15 protein-coding genes are annotated in these 21160 nt (G+C 58.7%); 4 read left to right on the top strand and 11 right to left on the bottom strand.

Translation table 11 applies throughout. The features are described from left to right. The first annotated feature begins 148 nt into the window (after positions 1-148). The gene (locus AACY50_RS09025) at positions 149-361 is read left to right on the top strand and encodes a PA3496 family putative envelope integrity protein (protein ID WP_221731873.1); all 213 of its coding nucleotides are present in this window, start codon (positions 149-151) and stop codon (positions 359-361) included. Here the strand turns inward: AACY50_RS09025 and AACY50_RS09020 are convergent. Then, positions 303-1265: a LysR family transcriptional regulator gene (locus tag AACY50_RS09020; protein ID WP_339431486.1), complete on the bottom strand. Its 963-nt coding sequence runs from the start codon at positions 1263-1265 to the stop codon at positions 303-305. The genes AACY50_RS09025 and AACY50_RS09020 overlap by 59 nt on opposite strands. A 190-nt stretch (positions 1266-1455) precedes the next feature. Between AACY50_RS09020 and AACY50_RS09015 the strand changes: the two genes are divergently transcribed. Both AACY50_RS09015 and oadA read left to right on the top strand, forming a co-directional pair. Further along, positions 1456-2871, top strand: coding sequence for an acetyl-CoA carboxylase biotin carboxylase subunit (locus tag AACY50_RS09015; protein ID WP_339538462.1), 1416 nt, complete (start codon positions 1456-1458; stop codon positions 2869-2871). Positions 2872-2882: 11 nt separating this feature from the next. Further along, on the top strand, positions 2883-4691 hold the full coding sequence (gene oadA, locus AACY50_RS09010; RefSeq protein WP_339431488.1) for a sodium-extruding oxaloacetate decarboxylase subunit alpha: 1809 nt from the start codon (positions 2883-2885) through the stop codon (positions 4689-4691). Positions 4692-4886: 195 nt separating this feature from the next. Here the strand turns inward: oadA and AACY50_RS09005 are convergent, their stop codons facing one another. The 4 genes from AACY50_RS09005 to AACY50_RS08990 all read right to left on the bottom strand — a co-directional run bounded on the left by AACY50_RS09005 (position 4887) and on the right by AACY50_RS08990 (position 11988). After that, a complete protein-coding gene (locus AACY50_RS09005) occupies positions 4887-7091 on the bottom strand; it encodes an autotransporter domain-containing protein (protein WP_339538461.1) in 2205 nt (734 codons plus the stop codon). Positions 7092-7290: 199 nt separating this feature from the next. Continuing rightward, positions 7291-10248 carry an autotransporter outer membrane beta-barrel domain-containing protein gene (locus tag AACY50_RS09000; protein ID WP_339538460.1) on the bottom strand — a complete coding sequence of 986 codons (2958 nt, stop codon included), beginning with the start codon at positions 10246-10248 and terminating at the stop codon, positions 7291-7293. 85 nt (positions 10249-10333) lie between these two features. Then, positions 10334-11170, bottom strand: a complete 837-nt coding sequence (locus AACY50_RS08995; protein ID WP_339431491.1) for an amino acid ABC transporter permease — start codon at positions 11168-11170, stop codon at positions 10334-10336. After that, positions 11167-11988, bottom strand: a complete 822-nt coding sequence (locus tag AACY50_RS08990; RefSeq protein WP_339538459.1) for an ABC transporter substrate-binding protein — start codon at positions 11986-11988, stop codon at positions 11167-11169. The genes AACY50_RS08995 and AACY50_RS08990 overlap by 4 nt, the downstream gene beginning before the upstream one ends. Before the next feature lie 113 nt (positions 11989-12101). On the opposite strand from AACY50_RS08990, the gene AACY50_RS08985 reads away from it, so the two are divergent. Beyond that, positions 12102-13001 carry a homocysteine S-methyltransferase family protein gene (locus tag AACY50_RS08985; RefSeq protein WP_339465159.1) on the top strand — a complete coding sequence of 300 codons (900 nt, stop codon included), beginning with the start codon at positions 12102-12104 and terminating at the stop codon, positions 12999-13001. A gap of 186 nt (positions 13002-13187) precedes the next feature. On the opposite strand, the gene AACY50_RS08980 is transcribed toward AACY50_RS08985, so the two are convergent. The 6 genes from AACY50_RS08980 to AACY50_RS08955 form a co-directional block, all read right to left on the bottom strand. Then, the gene (locus tag AACY50_RS08980) at positions 13188-14162 is read right to left on the bottom strand and encodes a hypothetical protein (RefSeq protein ID WP_339507796.1); all 975 of its coding nucleotides are present in this window, start codon (positions 14160-14162) and stop codon (positions 13188-13190) included. An 83-nt stretch (positions 14163-14245) separates the two neighbouring features. Then, complete coding sequence (locus AACY50_RS08975; protein ID WP_339538458.1) at positions 14246-16429, bottom strand: lipase family protein; 2184 nt, start codon at positions 16427-16429, stop codon at positions 14246-14248. A gap of 12 nt (positions 16430-16441) precedes the next feature. Continuing rightward, positions 16442-17224, bottom strand: coding sequence for a hypothetical protein (locus AACY50_RS08970; RefSeq protein ID WP_339465162.1), 783 nt, complete (start codon positions 17222-17224; stop codon positions 16442-16444). A 12-nt stretch (positions 17225-17236) separates the two neighbouring features. Beyond that, the gene (locus AACY50_RS08965) at positions 17237-18016 is read right to left on the bottom strand and encodes a hypothetical protein (protein WP_339538456.1); all 780 of its coding nucleotides are present in this window, start codon (positions 18014-18016) and stop codon (positions 17237-17239) included. Then, positions 18013-18867 (bottom strand): DUF4123 domain-containing protein, encoded by an 855-nt coding sequence (locus AACY50_RS08960; protein ID WP_339431498.1) that lies wholly within the window; start codon positions 18865-18867, stop codon positions 18013-18015. The genes AACY50_RS08965 and AACY50_RS08960 overlap by 4 nt, the downstream gene beginning before the upstream one ends. Beyond that, positions 18864-20939, bottom strand: coding sequence for a type VI secretion system Vgr family protein (locus AACY50_RS08955; RefSeq protein WP_339431499.1), 2076 nt, complete (start codon positions 20937-20939; stop codon positions 18864-18866). The genes AACY50_RS08960 and AACY50_RS08955 overlap by 4 nt, the downstream gene beginning before the upstream one ends. Positions 20940-21160 lie beyond the last annotated feature (221 nt).

The following is a 21160-nucleotide window of genomic DNA, read 5'->3' as shown; positions in this document are numbered from 1 at the left end:
CCACTGTGGGAGCGGGCTTGCTCGCGAAGGCATTCCCTAAAACACCCTCGCCCTGCGAAACTTTCATCGCACTGTCATCCCCGCGAAGCCAAACCGTCATCCCCCGCGCCTATCGTGAAACTCCCGTACTCGCCTTGGGAGACTCGAAATGGCTCAGCCCTACGAAGAACGCAACAGCGCAGCGAAAACCCGTCGTCAGCAGGAAGATCAGCGCCGCATGGAATTTCGCCGTGCCATCGAAGATCGCTTCGAACTCCGCCAGCTTCAGGCCCAGATCGGAGATTTTCCCGAGGAAGGCAAACTCAACTACTGGCACGCGGCACCGGCAGCTTCCCGTCGAAGCGTTCAACCAGCGCGCTGATCTGTGCCCGTTCGCTGCGGATAAACGCCAGGAAGGCGTGTGCCACCGGTGACAGCCGTTTGGCTTTGGCTTGCACCAGGCACCAACTGCGAAACAGTGGCAACTCTTCGACCGGCAGCTCGACCAGGCCACCGGTCGCCAGCTCCAGGTTCAGGGCGTGGCGCGTCAACAGCGCCACGCCCAGGCCCGCCACCACGCATTCGCGCTGAGCTTCGGCCGAGGCCACTTCCTGAGTCTGGGTGAAGTGCACGCGTTTCTCTTTGAAGTATTCCTCGCAGGCCAGTCGTGTACCTGAGCCCGGTTCGCGGATCAGCAAGGTGTAAGGCTCCAGATCCTGCAAGCGCAACGTCCCCAAGTGCGCCAGCGGATGATCCGGGCGGGCCACGGCAACAATCGGGTTGTTGAGGAATGGCAGGAACTCCAGGCCCATGTCCTGAGGCACCATCGACATGATCACCAGGTCGTCACGGTTATCCGAGAGGCGCCGAATGACCTGGCCACGGTTGACCACGGTCAGTTGCAGGTTCACCTCCGGGTGCTGACGCTTGAAGGCGGCGAACAGGTGCGGTACGAAATACTTGGCGCTGGATTCCACGGCCAGTTTCAGTTGGCCTTGCAGTGAACCCTGCATGTCCGACAGCTGCATATCGAGGTTTTCCAGGCGCCCGAAAATGTCCCGGCTGGCGCGCTGCAGAGCTTCGGCGGCTTCGGTCATGTAGAGTTTTTTGCCGACGTAATCGAATAATGGCTGCCCGATCAGCTCCTCGAGCTGACGAATCTGAAGGCTGACGGCCGGTTGCGTGAGAGACATTTCATCCGCCGCGCGGCTGTAGGAGCGCAAATCACACACTTCGTTGAAGATCTGCAATTGACGCAATGTCATACGCATCAGGGACTTACGCATTTTTTACAGGCTCTGAAGGCTGGCGAGTGTTTCAACTATAAGTCTTTGCTTATGCCTGACCCAATTTTTATTCATTTTTGTTAATTCCTTTCGAGCGCTAGTGTGGAGTCGCGACTAAATTGAAACATTTGGTCACGCGTCGACCTGGGTCTAGCAGGTCGTGGTGCCACCGGCTCAAGGGAACCTCCAAGTGATAACAAAGATCCTGATCGCCAACCGTGGTGAGATTGCCGTACGAATCGTGCGAGCCTGCGCCGAAATGAGCATTCGCTCGGTTGCGATTTTTTCCGACGCCGACCGCCATGCCTTGCATGTGAAGCGTGCGGACGAGGCCTACAGCATCGGTGCCGAGCCACTGGCCGGTTATCTGAACCCGCGCAAACTGGTGAACCTGGCGGTTGAAACCGGCTGCGATGCGTTGCACCCCGGTTACGGTTTCCTTTCGGAAAACGCTGAACTGGCAGACATCTGCGCCGAACGCGGTATTAAATTCATTGGCCCCTCGGCAGAAGTCATCCGCCGCATGGGCGACAAGACCGAAGCGCGCCGCAGCATGATCAAGGCCGGCGTACCGGTCACCCCAGGCACCGAAGGCAACGTATCGGGTATTGAAGAAGCCCTCACTGAAGGCGACCGCATCGGCTACCCGGTGATGCTCAAAGCCACCTCCGGTGGCGGTGGCCGCGGTATCCGGCGCTGCAACAGCCGCGAAGAACTCGAACAGAACTTCCCTCGCGTTATCTCCGAAGCCACCAAGGCCTTCGGTTCGGCGCAAGTGTTCCTGGAAAAATGCATCGTCAATCCCAAGCACATCGAAGCGCAGATCCTCGGCGACAGCTTTGGCAACGTGGTGCACCTGTTCGAGCGTGACTGCTCGATCCAGCGCCGCAACCAGAAGCTGATCGAAATCGCCCCGAGCCCGCAACTGACCCCGGAACAGCGCGCCTACATCGGCGACCTGTCGGTGCGTGCGGCCAAGGCTGTGGGCTATGAGAATGCTGGCACCGTGGAGTTTCTGCTCGCCGAGGGCGAGGTGTACTTCATGGAGATGAACACCCGGGTGCAGGTGGAGCACACCATCACCGAAGAAATCACCGGGATCGACATCGTCCGTGAGCAGATTCGCATCGCTTCCGGCCTGCCGCTGTCGGTGAAGCAGGAAGACATTCAGCACCGTGGTTTTGCGTTGCAGTTTCGCATCAACGCCGAAGACCCGAAAAACAACTTCCTGCCAAGCTTCGGCAAGATCACTCGTTACTACGCCCCGGGTGGCCCGGGCGTGCGTACCGACACGGCGATCTACACCGGCTACACCATTCCGCCTTACTACGACTCCATGTGCCTGAAGCTGGTTGTGTGGGCACTGACCTGGGAAGAGGCGATGGACCGTGGCCTGCGCGCACTCGACGACATGCGTCTGCAAGGCGTGAAGACCACTGCCGCGTACTATCAGGAAATCCTGCGCAACCCGGAATTCCGTAGCGGCCAGTTCAATACCAGCTTCGTTGAAAGCCATCCTGAACTGACCAACTACTCGATCAAGCGCAAACCCGAAGAGCTGGCCCTGGCCATCGCCGCCGCCATCGCCGCCCACGCAGGCCTGTGAGGAATAGAACAATGACCAAAAAGATTTTTGTAACCGACACCATCCTGCGCGACGCCCACCAATCGCTGCTCGCCACCCGCATGCGCACCGAAGACATGCTGCCGATCTGCGACAAGCTCGACAAAGTCGGCTACTGGTCGCTGGAATGCTGGGGCGGCGCGACCTTCGACGCCTGCGTACGCTTTCTGAAAGAAGACCCGTGGGAGCGCCTGCGCCAACTGCGCGCCGCGCTGCCTAACACGCGTCTGCAAATGCTCCTGCGCGGGCAGAACCTGCTCGGCTACCGCCACTACAGCGACGACGTGGTCAAAGCCTTCGTCGCCAAGGCCGCAGTCAACGGTATCGACGTGTTCCGCATCTTCGACGCGATGAACGACGTGCGTAACTTGCGCGTGGCCATCGAAGCGGTGAAAGCGGCGGGCAAACATGCCCAGGGCACCATCGCTTACACCACCAGCCCGGTGCACACCATCGACGCCTTTGTGGCGCAGGCCAAGCAAATGGAAGCCATGGGTTGCGACTCGGTGGCGATCAAGGACATGGCCGGTCTGCTGACCCCGTACGCCACGGGTGAGTTGGTCAGGGCGTTGAAAGCCGAACAGTCGCTGCCCGTGTTCATCCACTCCCACGACACGGCCGGTCTGGCTGCCATGTGCCAGCTCAAGGCAATCGAAAACGGTGCCGACCACATCGACACCGCAATCTCCAGCTTCGCCTCGGGCACCAGCCATCCGGGCACCGAGTCGATGGTCGCCGCTCTTAAAGGCACCGAGTACGACACCGGTCTGAACCTTGAACTGCTGCAAGAGATCGGTCTGTACTTCTATGCCGTGCGCAAGAAGTACCACCAGTTTGAAAGCGAATTCACAGCGGTCGACACTCGCGTTCAAGTCAACCAGGTGCCGGGCGGGATGATCTCCAACCTCGCCAACCAGTTGAAAGAGCAGGGCGCCCTGAACCGCATGGCCGAAGTGCTGGCGGAAATCCCGCGTGTGCGTGAGGACCTCGGCTACCCACCGCTGGTGACCCCGACTTCGCAGATCGTCGGCACTCAGGCGTTCTTCAACGTGCTGGCCGGCGAGCGCTACAAGACCATCACCAACGAAGTGAAGCTGTATTTGCAGGGTGGCTACGGCAAAGCGCCGGGCGTGGTCAACGAGAAACTGCGTCGTCAGGCCATCGGCAGCGAAGAAGTGATCGACGTACGTCCGGCCGATCTGCTCAAGCCGGAAATGACCAAGCTGCGAGCCGATATCGGCGCACTGGCCAAGTCCGAAGAAGACGTGCTGACCTTCGCCATGTTCCCGGAAATCGGTCGCAAGTTCCTCGAAGAGCGAGCCGCCGGCACCCTCACGCCGGAGGTGCTGTTGCCGATTCCTGAAGCCGGCAAAGTCGCGTCGTCGGGCGGCGAAGGTGTGCCGACCGAGTTCGTCATCGACGTTCACGGCGAAACCTACCGCGTCGACATCACCGGTGTTGGCGTCAAGGCTGAAGGCAAGCGTCACTTCTACCTGTCCATCGACGGCATGCCGGAAGAAGTGGTGTTCGAACCGCTCAACGAATTCGTCGGCGGTGGCAGCAGCAAGCGCAAGCAAGCCTCGGCGCCGGGCCACGTCAGCACCACCATGCCGGGCAACATCGTCGACGTGCTGGTCAAGGAGGGCGATACCGTCAAGGCCGGCCAAGCGGTGTTGATTACCGAAGCCATGAAGATGGAAACCGAAGTCCAGGCCGCTGTTGCCGGTAAGGTCACGGCGATTCATGTGGCCAAGGGCGACCGGGTCAATCCGGGTGAAATCCTGATCGAGATCGAAGGCTGAGATAACAGCCTCGGTACAACGCTTTAAACCTCGGGGGGGCATGTGCTCCCCTTTTTTTCGTCCGGGTTTTGACTGAATCACGCAAATCCCGTGTGGGAGCGGGCTTGCTCGCGAATGCGGTGTATCAGTCACAGATCATGTCGACTGACACTCCCTCTTCGCGAGCAATCTCCCACAGGGACAGTGTTCAGACCATCAGAACGCCATTCGCCACTGGCCCATCACACTGTGAGTACGGCTTTCGGTTCCGAAATCCCCCGTGATGCCTAGCCCAACGGTGTGGTTGGCCGACAGGCCAAGGTCGAGGCCAGCATCGACGCCCAGACTGTTTCGATCCAGCGCGGCACCGGCCACTTCAAAGCGTTTCCCACCCTTGAGCAGTTGTTGGCGGGCATCGCTGTCGAGTTCGCCGAAGGTATGTTTCCAGCCGGCGGCGAATCGCGGCGTCAGGCTCATGCCGTTGTCCAGTCGGCTGATTTTCGCTGCACGCAGGCCGAAGAGGCTGCTGAGGTTGTCGCGGGTTTGCCCGAACACCTTCAGCGCCGCATCGCCGCCTTTTTCGCTGTAGCTGTCACGTTGATAACGCTGATAGCCGAGGCTGGCGAACGGTTCGAGCGTCACGTTGTTATGGCCGAAATTGAAGCCCAGTTCGGCAAAGGCCTGCTGGGTGTTGGCGTCGTAGTTGCCCTTCAGGCGGTCGCTGAAGCCCTTGAACACCACTCGACGTTTGCTGCTGCCGTCATGGCTGGCGTAGGTCGCCCCGAGGCGCAGGGCCAGTGGCCCGTCCTGACGCACGGCATAGGCGCCGAGGTGCCAGCTGTCGAGGTCGCCATCGTACTGGCGGGCATCCAGTTTCGTCTGGGATTTACCGCCCAGCAGGCCGATATGCCATTGCTCATCGAGTCGCCAATCCGCGCCCATGACCAGACCCTGGGTGGCGTGTTTCAGGGTGCTGTCGTGATCGCGATCGACCTTGCCACCATGGCCGATGGCCTGAACCCAGACGCGTCCGGAGTCTGCACTGCCGGCCGCCTGCCGGGGTGAACTGCCAGAGCCAGACGCAGCGCCCGAGCGGCTATCCAGTTGGCGCATGGCCGAAAGCATGCTCGCGCTTACAGGCGTGATGCTGCTCAATGTGGCTTTGGCGAGGTTGGCGTTGCCGCCGGCGGCCAACTGCTCGATGGCAATCGGTGCGGTGCTTTTGTCGCTAGCCAACAGTGCGACGACCGCAGCGTTTTGGGGGGCCGCTGTTTGAGGGGCTGACGGTGTGGCGACAGGGGCGGCACGCACCGCCACCGCGTCTTCTGAAATGGGTGCTTCTTCTGACGTGGAAGATGGACTTGTCGCCAGTACGGGCGTTGTTGTCGGTAGTGGTGCTGATATCGGTGGTCGATCCGGGATCGATGGCTCTTCAATACTTTCGGCTACTGCACGACCGTTGTCGGTGGTGGCCACGCTAGGCAGGGAGACCTCGTTGCGTGCGTAGGTCAGTCCCACAGATTTTTTGTTGTATTGAGGTGTGGCTGTCATGAACGCCAGATCGTTCAGTATCGTGCCGAACTGACCTTCAACCTTGCTGGCTTCGATGATTTTGTACTGGCTGCTTTGCGGGTATTCCCCTGCAACTGCAACGACTTTCAAGGTGGCGCCTTCAAGTTTGGCAGTGCCGTCTACCTTGATCGTTTGACCACTGCTGCCGGGGGCGACCTCATAAGACAGTTCAGCATTCGGGGATAGGCTCAAACTGCCTTTCACTCGAGGGCTACCATGCAATCCATTGACCATGAGCAGGCCGTTAACGTGCAAGTTTCCTACCGAGCCCTTACCCGCAAAGCTGCCGCCGTTCTCGACATAGACATCCCCTTTTATGCTTCCATTGTTGAAGAGTTTGCCAGCGGTAACCGCCCCACCGCTGATGGTGCCCTGGTTGGTCAGCGCACCGTTGTGTGTTACCAGCACGCCTTGGTTGAAGTCTCCCTTTGTGCTCAGCGTCCAGTCTCCGCGCACGAGAAACAGTGCATTGAAATTGCGGGTGTCTTTCAGCGTGCCCCCCTCGGAGATATCCAGTAGCAGCATGTTGTCCCCCTTGCCACCATCCAACTGCCCCGTGAAGCTTGCGTCGTCTTGAAGAGCGATCAAATCGTTGAGTTCCGTTCCTCGAAAAGTGCTCTGGGGTGTATTGAAGGCAATCGGAACGGTCGCTTTATCGTTGATAAAGTCCTTAATCCTCCCAAGAGATTCTGCATAGACGGTGTCTTCGGGCTGTTCTGGCACCTGCGCGGTGGACGCAGCGTCAGAGGCTTCAGGTAGTTGCTGGGCGTTTGCAATCTTTGCGCAGCCCAGCGCCAACGCAATGGCTAAAGCCAAGTGTTGTGGTTTGAATGTGTGTTGAATGAGCATCAAGCAAGGCCTTTTTTGAAAGAAGGCCAAACTCTAGGGACGCAGCAAAAATTTTGATGTCGGCTACTTCCCGCCGTTTTGCAGGCGCTGTCGCGTCATTTTGTCGAAATCTTCCGCTATATCCGGAACCGGTATTTTTACGCGACTATACCGGCTCCTTTTCCTACGACTAATCAAGACCACACTGGCTATTCAACGATCAAAAACTCATCTGCCACTGCCCGATCAACCCGTGATTGCGACTGTTGCTGCCGATTTCGCCGCTATACCCCACCCCCAGCGTATGCCGAGCAGAAATCCCCACGTCCAGCCCGGCCTCCAGCACCAGACTGTCCCGATCCAAAGAACTGCCGTCCACATTGAACGCCGTGCCGCCCACCACAAAGGCCTGGCGCGTCGAGCTGCTGACGTCGCCGTAAGTGTGTTTCCAGCCCGCCGCCATGCGTGGCGTCAGGCTCATGCCGTTGTCCAGACTGCTCAGGTGCGCCAGGCGCAGGCCGAAGGTGCTGCTGAAGTTGTCCTGGGTCTGGCTGTCGACTTGCAGCGCAGCGGCGCCGCCCTTTTCCCGGTAGCTGTCGCGGTGGTAGCGCTGGTAGCCGAGGCTGGCGAATGGTTCGGCGCTGAGGCGGCCGCTGCCCATGGCGTAACCGAGTTCGGCGAAGGCTTGCTGGCTGTCGGCGTCATAGTCGCCTTTGGGGCGATCACTGAAACCGTTGAAAGCGATGGTGCGTTTGCTTTCGCCTTGATGGCCGCTGTACGCCGCGCCGAGGCGCAGTGAGAGCGGGCCGTTCTGATGTAGGGCATAAACGCCGGCGTGCCAGCTCTCGACATTGCCATCGACGCCTGTGGCGTCCAGATCGGTTTTCGAATAACCGCCCAATACGCCCAATCGCCATGCTGAATTCAGCGACCAGTCGGCACCGAGCACGCTGCCCTTTGAGCGTTGCTCCAGACCGCTGCTGCCGTGTTCGCCGTCGAGCTTGCCGTAGCCGCCGATGGCTTGCAGCCAGAGGCGGCCGCGAGCGTTCGGATCGTTCAGGTTGCGCGCCTCGGACGGCACGCCGTTGGCTGCCAGCACAGGGGTTTCGCGTTGATCGAGGCCGACCATCAGTCCTGGGCTGCCGCCGATCTGCTGCATCGCCGAGAGCATGCTGTTGCCCACCTGGCTGCTGGCGCCAAGGGTGGCGCTGGTCAGGTTGGCATTGCTGGCCCCGGCCAGTTGCTCGATTGCCGCGCCGGCAGTGCTTTGGGTGGTGTTGAGCAGGGCGTTGTATAGCGCGTTGTGCTTGCCCATTGAGGCCAGACTGTTGGCGGCGCTACTGCCGTTGCCGGTGGCGGCGAAATCTTTGAAGGCGACGTCGTTACGGGTGTATGTCAGGTCGACTTGAGTTGGCGTGTAGGCCAGCGTGGGTGTGAGAAAGGCGTAATCGCTGCTGACCTTGCCGAAGGTGCCGTTGACCTGCGTGGCTTGCAGCACGGTGTAATGGCTCTGCCACGGATAGGTGCCGCTGCCGGGATTAACGGCCAGGGTCGCGCCGTTGAGATTCGCGGTGCCACCGACCTGTACTGGCGCGCTGCTGCCGTCGGCGTTGACGCCGTAGGCGAGGGTGGCTGCGCTGCCCATGTTCAAGTCACGCACAATCGTCGTGCGGCCCAGGCCCGTGTCTGTGCGCAATGTACCGTTGACGTTGAGGCTGCCCACCGAACCGCCCCCGGCATACACCCCGCCAGCATCCACGGTGAGGTTGCCGGCGATAGCGCCCTGGTTGATCAGCGTCGCGCCGTTGCGCACTGCGCCGCCGTCGCTGAAATCGCCGCTACCGGTCAGCGTCCACGCGCCTTGCTTGACCTCCAGCCACTCGAAATTGCGACTGTCGCTGAAGCTGCCACCCGCCACGTCGTCCATCACTACCCGGTCGTAACCGCTGCCGCCATCGACCACACCGATAAAGCGGCTGCCATTGCGCAAGGTCACGCTGTCGTTGCCACCGCCCAGATCCAGTGCCAGGCCATTGCTGCCGCTGAGGGTGCCGCCGTTGACCACGTTGTCGGCGAACTCACCGACGAACTTCACGCCAAAACCGTCGAGGCCCTGGACGGTGCCGAAGTTTTCCAGCGTGGTTGCCGCCAGCCCCGAGCCGTCGCTACCGTCGTCTACCAGGATCGCGCTGTTAGCGCCGCTGATCAGGGCGCCGCTGGCGTTGAAAATGTAGCCGCCGCCCAGGGCGATGCCTTCACTGCCGTTGGCGAACCCGCCCTTGTCGACACCGCCCGCGCCAACGCCTTGAATGGTGCCGTAGTTTTCGATGTGGGCGATCTTGTCGATGTCCACGCCGTCGCCATCACCGTTGGCTTGCAGCCCGGCGTACGCGCCGGTAATGGTGCCGTGGTTGATCACCGTACCATCGCCGTCGGAGCCGAAGCCCGAGCCGTTGCGCCCGGTGATCTGTCCGTAGTTGACCAGTGTCGCGCCCAGGTCAGTGGTGATGCCGTGGCGGCCGCCGGAAATGACGCCGTCGTTGGTGATCGACACACCCGTGGCGGTATCGATATCGATGCCGTCGAATTTTTGGTCGGCGTTGTGCGAATCGCCCGTCGAGATCTCGCCGTAGTTGGTAATCGTCGCATTGGCGCCGGTCTTCATGCCGTCGCTGGCCTCGCCGCGAATCAGCCCGCCCGCACGGTTGATGATCGTGGTTTTCACCCCGTCGCGGCGCAGCGCATCCAGGTCCAGCCCTTGACCGGTGGTGGAGCGAATGACGCCACTGTTGTCGATCAACAGGCTGCCGCTGACGAAGTTGCTGTCGATGCGCAACGCATCATTGGCACCGAGGATCTGCCCGCCGCTGCGGTTGTAGAGGGCGTAATTGCGTGCCTGGCTCAGGTCGCCGCTGCTGTCGATGGCCCGGCCGCCAGTGGAGATGATGTTGCCGGCGTTATCGATCACCACGCCGACACCGCTGGTGTTGTCCTTCAGGCTGACAGCCTTGCCACTGTTGGTGATGCTGCCCGGCGCCGAAATCGTCAGCGTGTCGCTGCCACCGAGGGTTTGCGAAGCCGTGGTGGCGCTGTCGATCTGCACGGTTTTGCCGTGAGCGGCCGTGGTGGCGATCAACAGGGCGATGGCGAGGGACAATCGCTGAGGCGAGAAGGGCATGGGCGGACGGCCTTTTGTTATAAGCGGGCCGTCCTGTATAGCGATGGGGTTTTACAGAATGATGTCGGTGATAGTGCAGAGCACCTTAGGTACGGCGTTCGTAAGCCTTGCCGTAATGGCGCTCCATGCGTGCCTGGATCAGCTCAAGCCCGATCGACATCACCCAGTAAATGATCGCGGCGGTCGTGAGCATTTCGATGTAGCGATAGCTTGATCGACCATACGACTGCGCCAGAAACATCACCTCCCAAACGCCCATCACCGAGATCAGCGACGAGTCTTTGAGCATGGAAATGAATTGGTTGGTGGTTGGCGGGATGATCGTGCGCATGGCCTGGGGCAGGGTGATGCGCCAGAAAATCACCGACTCACGCATGCCCAGCGCCAGTGACGCTTCGCGTTGACCATAGGGGACGCCGAGGATGCCGGCGCGGAAAATTTCGCTGAGATAAGCGCCATAGTTCAGCGACAGGGCGATGATCCCGGCAACGATGGCGCCGGGTACGATGCCCAATTGCGGCAAGCCGAGATAGATCAGCAGGATCTGGATCAGCAGCGGCGTGCCGCGAAAAAACGAAGCGTAGAAACTGGCGATGCCAAACGCCACGGCACTTTTCGACAAGCGCCCCAACGCGGTGACGAAGCCCAGCAATGACGAGGCGACTATCGAACACACGCACAGAAACAACGTCAGCGCCGCGCCTTGCAGGAAGCCATTGGGTGCCAGCTTCAGGCCGACCAGGTTGGGCAGCTTGTCGAGGATGATCGAGAACTTCAGGTCGAAGCTCAGGAAGAACCCGGCGCACAGGCAGAACATCGCCGCCCAGGTCAGGTACAACCGCGTACGAAAACCGAAGAGCCGTTGCAGGCGTGATGCAGCCACCGGTTGCGGTGGCTGTGGAGGTGTCGGGAAAGAAGTCATTGACTGATGTCGGCGCCGATCCATTTTTGTGAGAGCTTGCTCAGGGTGCCGTCCTGCTTGAGCTGCGCAAACACCTCGCGCACTTTGGCATCCCACTGGGCGTCACCCTTTTCGATGGCCACCGAATTCGGTTCCGAATACAGCGGCGCACCGGCCAGTTTGAAGCGTTTGTCTTCGTTCAGGCGTGGCTGCGCGGTGACGAGGTTGGTGAGGATCGCGTCCAGACGCACACCGGCCCCCAGGCCCAGGTCCTGGAAGGCAACGTTGTCGGTATCGTACGGTGCGATCTGCACGTCTTCGAACGGGTACTGCAACTGCGTGTCTTCGGCGCCTTCGATGACCAGATTCTTGTTCAGATAACTTTCGTAGCTGGAGGCGCTGGTGAGGCCGACCTTCATGCCGCTCAGGTCCTTGGCGCCGTGGATGCGGTCATCCTTGGCGTTGACCACGATCACCGCAGGGGAGGCGTAGTACTCGACCGGGAAATCGAACACTTCGGAGCGGGCCTTGCTCGGGGTCATCGAGCAGATGCAGATGTCGTAGCGCCCGCTCCAGCGGCCGGCGGCGATGACGTCCCAGGACGGCGTTTCCAGACGCAGCTTAACCCCCAGTTTGTCCGCCACGGCTTTGGCGACATCAACGTCGAAACCGTCGAGCTGGTTGTCTTCGTTGAGAAACGAGAACGGTGGATAACTTTCCATCAGCACGCCAACCAGTTCTTTTTTCTGCTCGACGCGATCCAGTGTGGCGCCGCCGAAGGCTTGGGAGGAGGCGGCCAGAATCGTCAGGCCCAGGGCCAGTAGCGGTTGAAATTTCACAGTCGATCCCTGGTTGAAAAAGAGGTTGTCATTAACGGAATGGTGCGTATTAAATAGTTATAAGAACGACTCTGATAGTGAGTTATTTTCATAAGCTTATGAGTGAAAGGCATATGGGCGCAGCAAGCACGATTATTCTCGATGGCGGCATGGGCCGTGAGTTGCAACGCGCCGGTGCGCCATTCCGGCAACCCGAGTGGTCAGCGCTGGCGTTGAGCGAAGCGCCGCAGGCGGTGGAAGCGGTACACGCCGCTTACATCGCCAGCGGGGCCAATGTGATCACCAGCAACAGTTACGCGGTGGTGCCGTTCCACATCGGCGAAGAACGTTTCGCCGCTGAAGGGCAGGCGCTGGCGGCGTTGGCCGGTGAACTGGCGCGGCGTGCGGTGCAGGCTTCGGGCAAAGCGGTGCGAGTGGCCGGTTCGTTGCCGCCGTTGTTTGGCTCCTATCGTCCGGATCTGTTCGAGGCGTCCCGGGTGACCGAGTTGCTGGGCCCGTTGGTCAAGGGGCTGGCACCGCACGTTGATCTTTGGCTGGCGGAAACCCAAAGCTCGATCGTCGAGGCGCGCGCCATTCACGCCGGGCTGCCGCAGGACGGCAAGCCGTTCTGGCTGTCGTTTACCTTGAAGGACGAAGACACCGACGAAGTGCCGCGTTTGCGTTCCGGCGAGCCGGTGGCCGAAGCGGCTGCAGCGGCGGCTGAGTTGGGCGTCGAGACGCTGTTGTTCAATTGCAGTCAGCCGGAAGTGATCGGCGCGGCGATTGACGCGGCACGCGCGACCTTCGAACGTCTGGGGGTGAAGATAAACATCGGCGCCTATGCCAACGCCTTCCCGCCGCAGCCTAAGGAAGCGACGGCCAATGACGGACTCGATCCGTTGCGCGAAGACCTCGATCCACCCGGCTATCTGCAATGGGCGATTGATTGGCAGCAGCGCGGCGCCAGTCACTTGGGCGGTTGCTGCGGGATCGGCCCGGAGCACATTGCGGTGCTGGCGCAGAAACTCGCTTGAGAGAAGATCAAAAGATCGCAGCCTGCGGCAGCTCCAGGGTGTAGGGGCCATCCCACATGACGGACGCATAGCGACTCCAGGATTGGCCTCATCTGCTTGATGAGGTCTGTCCCATGACTTCTGCCATCGCCCCCTGACCAACCCGGTGCGCCGATAAAAGTGCGCGGCGTTAAATGCTCCTACGGCCTACTTATCGGGTTTGCGCTTCCACGGGTTCTTCGGGGGAACGGCAAATCGCCGTCCTGAATTGGCGGAATAACGAGAACCTGTAACCGCTTCCAGCTCCCCGCCGTCTCGCACAAAATCACTCACTTCTTTAACCCGACGGCTGCGCAGCCATGTAATCCACTGCGCCAGATCGGTGTGGCCCTGTTCTTCAAACATCCGCATGAAACGTACTTGCCAACGCTTGCACGTCTGCTGGCAAAGGCCTGTACGCCGCTGTAAATCAGTCACGCTCTCGCCGTTGATCAAGCCTTGAACAAAACCCAGCCAATGCTCTGGATAACCCAATCGGGCCAGTAGCGTGCCCTGCAGCAAACTCACAGTGCTGTAACAGCCTGGGCAACGAAAATCAGGGCGGCGCTCATCGAAACGCTTCATGTCAGGTGAACCGCACTTTGGACAGACTGCTTGAGGAGTCGTGAGCAAATGCTCCAGCCCGCTCAGAAACGCTTGGGCCTGAGCCGCAATAGGTGCGGGTGGCTCCAGATCGATTCGATCCTGGCGTGCCGCCCACCACTGATACAACGTTGGAAAGTCTTTAGCCATGACGGTGCGGCAGTGTTTGTTCCACCGCGAAGTGGTGCTGGGGGCAATATTCATGGCTTCGGCAATACCTCGCATCGACCAACCCGCCAACAGGTATTGACCAAAGGTTGACCAGAGGTGCATTAGCCCGACTTTCGAAAACGGTGTTTTCGAGAGACAGTTAAAGCCTTTGTTGCAGGCCACACAGCGGTAAAAAGGCAGGCGTGTTTTCTGGCTGGTTTCCAGTCTGAAGCGTGGATGACCGCACAGCGGGCACTCGACCGGCGATCTCTTGGGCAGTTCGTGCAAATAGCGAATGAAATCATCCGCATGGCTGTGGAGTTCGGCGGGGAGGCATTGGTGATAATCAGGCAGCGCTTGAGCTTCGGACATTGAACTTGAATCTTTCATGGAAAACCTCGCGGGTTAACCGGGCAGCCTTCGGGCGCGGGTTACCCGCAAGACACGCAAATGGCGAGGGTGCCGGACTGTTTTTAGATGAATGAATCGATATCCAGCGTATGCGGCGCACCCACTGTATGGCCGTAGATCGACGCCAGTAGCCCGTCATCACTTTTGCTGGTGGGCGCCATGGCCAACTGCTCGACGACTTTGTTTTCCGAATGGGCAAGCCAGCGCGACAGGCTTTCAGACAGCGGCTCGGGCTGATCCGAAAGTGATCCGTAGACCTTTTTTTCGGTGATGCGCTGTTGACGCAAGGTTTTGAGGCGATCAAGCGACATTTGTATTTTGTCGATCTCGCGATTGAGCGCTTCGATGGTTTTTTCATGATGGCGAACGTAAGCGTCCGGGCGTGTCTGGTCGCGCTTTTGCCGCAACTGCAAAGTAATGCTCGCCAGCGCTTTTTGCATCCACTCAAACTCTCTATCCGATACGAGGGATCGGTTTGCTGATTGCGCTTCCTGCCAACGTTTCAGCGTTGCCCAGCACGCCGGAATGTAGCTGCCGACCATCGAGTGGCTGCCGGCATTGAAGAGTTGCGTCAGTAACGAAGGTCGATCCGGGAGGCCGTTTTTTTGCTGAATGGCCACCGAGCAGGCGGCATGCTGGGCAACGGTGTCGCAACCGGGCTCCCACAGGATCATGGACTTTTCATTGCGATCAAACTGCACCGGCATCGCGTGGTACAGCTTGCCGTGGTGCTCGTAGGGTTCGCCGGTCCAGTTGGTAATACCGGCGACAAACACCGAGAGGCCAACGGGCACGTTGACGAAGGTCAGTGCCGCACCTGTTCCGTAAACACTCGTTTTGGTGTTCATCCAGGTGCCGGGCACGCTGGGCACCGGGTCGTTATGGGCGACCATGCGGTGATGTTCCAGCGGTTCTGCGCCTTTGGTGAAAAGGGCGTCACCGGCGCGGGGGGCGCCGTAGGTGTAGAGCTGGATGTTGTAGTTGAAGTCTGTTCTTCGACGCAGCATTTCCGACAGCAGCAATGCCACTGCGCCTCCGAGACTGTGCCCACAGATCAGCAGTTTTTGACCGGTATAAAACTTGTCGAGGTATTTCACGACGAAACCATAGGCTTTCTGTGCCGCTTCGTAAAAGCCACGGTGCACCTTGCTGCCGTGTTCTTCGAACGGCACTTGAAACGCATCGGCATCGCGCAGGCCATCCGCGATGATTTCATAGGTGCCACGCACGGAAATCAGGATTAATTCGTCGTGGTGGGTGATGAAGGCTTGGGTATCGGTGGACTGCTTACCCAAGATCCTGTCGTCGAAGAAATGGATCTTGGCGGGGTGCTCCTGCTCGTCTTCCCGTTCAGGTTTGTTTGCGTCATAGAGGTCTGGGTCGAACGGCACGATCTCCAGTCGCCTGGAGTACGGCACATCTTCAAAAAGCGGGTAATACGCTGATGTCTGCGTCGCATCGACTTTGCCAAGCTCTTCGAATTTGGCCAGTGCATCCCCGAACCAGTTACCAACAGTGGGTTGCAAGGGGAAGCGCACAGTCTTCGTTTCGACGGGGTGTTTATCCGGCTTCTGACCAAACGGGCAATAGCTCAGGGTGGACATGAGCGCCAGTTGATAGAGGTTTAGCGCACAGACCCCAGCGTCGATTGACAGCATGGGGCGCAAGGCGCGCATCGGGCGTACTTCCAGCACCGTATGTTTTAGCGGCATGAGGGCAACACCGCGCTCACCATGCTTACCCATGATCTTCGCCGGCCCCGACCCGGGCGGGTAATGGCTGTAAACCTGCGGTGGCAAATGCGAAACATGCTTGACCAGATGACGCACTTCCACCTGAAAGAATTCATCGGCGCAGGCTTGTGCGGGGTTTTCTCTGGTGCGGGTCGAGTTGTGGTTCAGGTAGCGGGTTTGTTCGGCGCGTACCTGAAGTTCAGTAATTTTCAGGGGGTAATGAGGTCTTGCTTGTAAGTCCTTGTATAGCTCTTCTTCCCCTTGGTACTTCTGATCAAAGGTGAGTGCTATCGGCCCTGCGAAGTGCTCAGAAACTTTGCCTGTGCCAGTGCCATCGAGATTGCCATCGTAGGTTTTTCCTTCCGAATCGACTACGACGTAGGCCAAGCCTTCATACGGTTCGCCAGAACCAAACTCGTCGACTAATTGAAAGCTGCTCCACCGACCTTGTGCTGGGCATGTCAATACGCGGCTGCTCAGTGGAGATTCCAGCTCTTTTTCCATTGATGTCATGTCGAAACCTCCTTATTCCGTGCAACCGGGATAAATGGTGCATTGCCGGCCGTCTGGCATCTGAAAAGTGCTGAAGTCGGTGTAGTTACCGTTGCAATAACCTCGTTGATCTTCAAGTCCTCTGCCCATGCAACGCTTCCAGCCATTCGGAACCTTCACCCACGTATCACCCCAGCCGGGTTTCTCCTCGTCGGCCAATTTGATGTGCATCTTCACGGTCTTACCCGGCAGTTGGTCCGGGGTATAAGCCGCGGAAGGCTTGCCTCTTTTCAGCTCGCCCTGAGCATCGGTAGTCTTGCAATCGAGGAGTTTCACGATGCGCCGTTTTGGCCCTACCGTTCGGAAGAGCTGTTGGCATTCACCGTAGAAGGTGCTTTCGCCTGCTTCGTTAAAGACGCTTTTGTACTGATCTTTCACCTCATTCCGAATGAACACTCTGGCGCTGTCAGCGCCAAAATCTCCCCGGTCTTTACCGTAAGTCGCATAGATTTCCAGCTCGATGCGGCTTATCACCAGCGGGCATCCGCTGACAGTTCTGCGCAGGGCTATTTCGGAGTTGGGCTGATAGTTTTCACGCCATTTCAGGTTGTAACCAACTCCAGTGCCTCGTCCGCCCGGCACGGTGCAGGTTTCCCCTTTGGCAGGCACATACACTGCGATGGCCTCATAGGTGAAGTCGGGCGGCATATCGGCGGTGAAAGTGAACGTATTCGGCTGACTGCTCACGCAGCCTGAAATGCCAACGAAGCAACAACCCAAAACAGAGCTTTTAAGCAGGGGATACGAGGTAGTCATTGAGTAATGTCCTTATTCCGTGCAACCGGGATAGATGGTGCATTGCCGGACGTCTGGCATCTGAAAGCTGCTGAAGTCTTTGTAATTGCCAAAGCAATAAGCGTCTTGATCCTCAAAATTTTTGCCCATACAACGCTTCCAGCCGTTCGGCACCTTGACCCACGTATCCTTGAAGGCCGGCTCTTCCTCGCTGGCCAATTTGATGTGCATCTTCACGGTCTTACCCGGCAGTTGGTCCGGGGTATAAGCGGCGGAAGGTTTGCCTCGTCGCAACTCCCCCTGGGCACCGATCGTTTTGCAGTCGAGGAGTTTTCTGAGGATTCGGGGCTTACCCGAAGTACGAAACAGCTGTTGGCATTCACCGTAAAAGGTACTTTCACCCGCTTCGTTGAAAACGTTTCTGTACTGATCTTCCACCTCATTCCGAATGAACACCCTGGCGCTGTCGGCGCCAAAATCTCCCCGATCCTTACCGTAAGTCGCGTAGATTTTCAGTTCGATGCGATTGATCACCAACGGACAGCCGCTACGTGTTCTGCGAATCGTTATTTCAGCATCAGGTTTGTATTCCGTTCGCCACTCGCCGTTGAACACGGGTGCCAAGTTGGCCTTTTTTTCAACGGTGCAGGTTTCGCCCTTGGCAGGCATGTAATAAACCACTGCAACGTATGCAAAGTCGGGCGGCATATCGGCGGTGAAGGTGAAGGTATTCGGCTGACTGTGACTGCTCGCACAGCCTGCGGTTAACGCGAGGCCAAAACCCAGACTTGCTGTGCGAATCAGGCTTTTCATAGGGCGGCTTCTCCTTGCCAAAATGCTGTTGTTTGCGACACCCGCTCGAAATGCTCACTCGGCGTTTCACCGGCCCGAACCTGCCAGTGCGGCGCCAACGTGTAGCCCTGCGCCTGCAGGCTCTGGGTCAGCAAAAACTCCAGTTGCTCCGGCGCCAGCCAACCCCACGTTTGCGCCTGCGCCAGTCTGTTGCGCAGCCACGTATCAGGATCATGGTGTTCGGCAAGTTTGGCGTAAGCCTGGACATGCTCCGCCAGCAGATAGCGATGAGCATTGCTGCGGCGAATTTCATCCGTCTGTTGGTTGGGCGCTGGCACTTGATGCCACAGCGGCTGATCTGGCACTGGGTAGCTGCCGGGGGCGGGATTGTTCGTGCCTTGCCAGTGTGTGCCTTGCCAGTAACACACGCTGATCGCTGGCCCGAGGTAGGCCGGCCAGGCGTCCTCAGGCAGGTGCGCGAGGGCGCGGCTCAATACCCGATTATCGTGAAAGCGGTACAGCGCCTGATGTGGGCGGGCACCGATGATCAGGCGTTCGTGCCAATGTTTGACCAGCCTGCTCAAATCGCCTTTTTGAAGGCTGGCAAACCAGCCCCAGTTGCGTTGCGGATTCTTCAGCAGTTCACTGATGCGGCTGTCGTCAGGCTGATCGAAAGTGAAGATGAATGGCCCGGCATCCGCCAGATCAGCCACCAACGTTTCACCGTAAACACTCAGGTATTGGTCGAATTGGCTGGTTTTTAAAAGGGATTGGCGCAGGTCGCGCTCGTTCTGTGAGTCCAGAACGACGCACAAGGCAAAACCTGAACGTTGCTGTTCTCTCATCCATTGGCGGGGTAGCGAGTCAGTCATGCGGCGGCTCCCCGGGGCAGGCAAATACCCGCACGACAGGCCTCGCAGATGGGGCAGAAGTCCGATCCCATAACGCTGCTGGCGGCCATCAATTCGTTCTGGCTGGGCGCAATCATGGGCGGCCGTTCTGCTGGCATCGCCAAGGCGTCATTGGCCCCCGGCATTGACAATGCGGCAGCGGAACCCGCCACCGGGGCACCCCCGATCTGGATTTCGCTGCTGCTGAAAATGCCCGCATGGCCGATCACAATGTGCTGCCCACCGGCCTTGAGGCTGATGCTCGCGCCAGCATCCAGCGTCAGGTGCGCCCCAGCCTTGATGTGCACTTGCTGGCCAGCCTCCACCACCAGCGTTTGGTCGACTCGGGTCTGGCTGTTGCTCGCGACATGCAGATAGTCATTGGCCTTGAGTTGCACTTTGCGGTCGGCGGTGATGGTTCGGTGTTCTTCGGCTCCCAGCACGGTGATGCTGTTGCCCTTGATGGTTTCCCGGCGTTCGTTGCCGACTTCAAGTCGACTGTCGTTTTCGACCTTGTGCTCCATGTCGCGTTGGGCACGCAGGTAGATCAACTCCTGCCCGGCGCGATCTTCCAGGTGCAATTCGTTGAATCCGCCGCTATCGGGTGAACTGCGTGAGCGAAACACACTTCGGGTTTTGTGCGCGGGCAGTTCGTAGGGCACCGGGTTGGCGCTGTTGGCCAGACAGCCACTGATCACCGGTTGATCAGGATCGCCTTCCAGGAAGCTGACCAGCACCTCCATGCCCACTCTCGGAATAGTGACGCTGCCATGGGCGTTGCCGGTCCAATTGGACGACACCCGCAACCAGCAACTGCTTTTGTCGTCGTTACGACCTTCTCTGTCCCAAAAAAACTGAGCCTTGACCCTGCCGAAGGGGTCGCAGTGGATTTCCTCGCCTTTGGGACCGGTGACCATGGCGGTCTGGCTACCCAGTATTCGCGGCTTTTGGTAATGGTGTGGCGGTCGGTAGAAAACGTCCCAAGGCGTCGCGACAAATTGATTTCGATAACCTTGAACAAAGTCATGTTCTTGCGCGGAGCCTGCGCTGGTGATGCTCTCTTCCAGCACTTGCGGCTGCTTACATTCGTGGCGCACTTCTGTCAGCAACCAAAGCGCATTCCACTGCGTGCGTGAATGCTCGGACATCTCCATAAAATGCCCGGATACCAAGGTTTGCTGATCGCTTTTGCCTTCAGCCTGCCGATAGTCGGCACGATGGCGCTCCAGTGCCCGTTTGGTTAAAAACTTGCCGCGCTCACGCAGGGTGAAGCGGCCGGGGTAGTCGTAATCTTCCAGGTCAGGCTGCGTGAGATCGGTGCCAGGTTCGTAGTTGGACTCCAGAAGAATTCGGGATTTTTCGAAGTCGTAGTCACGGCGAGTGGTGCGACTGGTGCGCGCTTCGACTCGCAGGTCGAATCGTTTGATCACGGGTCCCTCGGCAACCATGCCGCTGTTTTGTTTGTAGGGTGTTGGCCGGTCAAGCCTGGGGAATACGGTTTGGTCGTCCCCAAATACCATCAGGTGTTTTTCGCGACTGTGCCGAAAGTGGTAATGAATGCCTTCTTCTTGGCAGAGCCTTTGGACGAAGTGCAGATCTGATTCGTCGTACTGCACGCAGTACTCGCGATCCGGATAAATGGCACCCAACTGAAACAGATGAAGGTCGCGGTGGATGCCGTGTTCTTCCAGCACCTGCGCAATGATTTGCGGGACGGTCAGCTGTTGAAAAATACGTTGGTTGATGCGGTGGCCCAAATAAGCCACCCGAGGAACAAGCGTGAGGTTGTAACGCGTCAGACGTTTGCCAGCGTCGCCTTGCGCAACGCGATGGATTTGCCCATGGATGCCATTGCGACCGTCGCTGAATGCCAGAAACGCTTGTTTGTGCAGCAGGCTTTCAAGATCGAGATTCGGCCTCTCGCTGACCAGCACCAGGTCAAAGGCATAGGGTGTGCTGATCGCTTCCTGACCAGTGAACTCCAGGACTTGAAGGTCGTGCTCCAGACTATCAATGGTCAGATTGAAACGTGCGAGAGGGCTGGGGCTAGGCATCCTTTGTTCCTTCGACGGTCGCTGAGGGAATTTGTATCTGAATGCGTGAAGGCAGATACAAGTGCCGAAAGCTAACAAACGTGCCGAAGAAAAAATGTAGGAGGGGTCCTATGGGGTTGAAGGAAAGGACCTTGATTGTTCGTGTGGTTCGGTTGCCTCTTCACTGACGCTATTGCGAGGCTCGGATTCTTGGCATGTATGCGGCTCAAATACGTCAGACA

The sequence above is a fragment of the Pseudomonas sp. RA_15y_Pfl2_54 genome, assembly GCF_963971015.1.
Classification (GTDB): domain Bacteria; phylum Pseudomonadota; class Gammaproteobacteria; order Pseudomonadales; family Pseudomonadaceae; genus Aquipseudomonas; species Aquipseudomonas baetica_A.
This window is presented reverse-complemented; position numbering and strand designations above follow the sequence as displayed.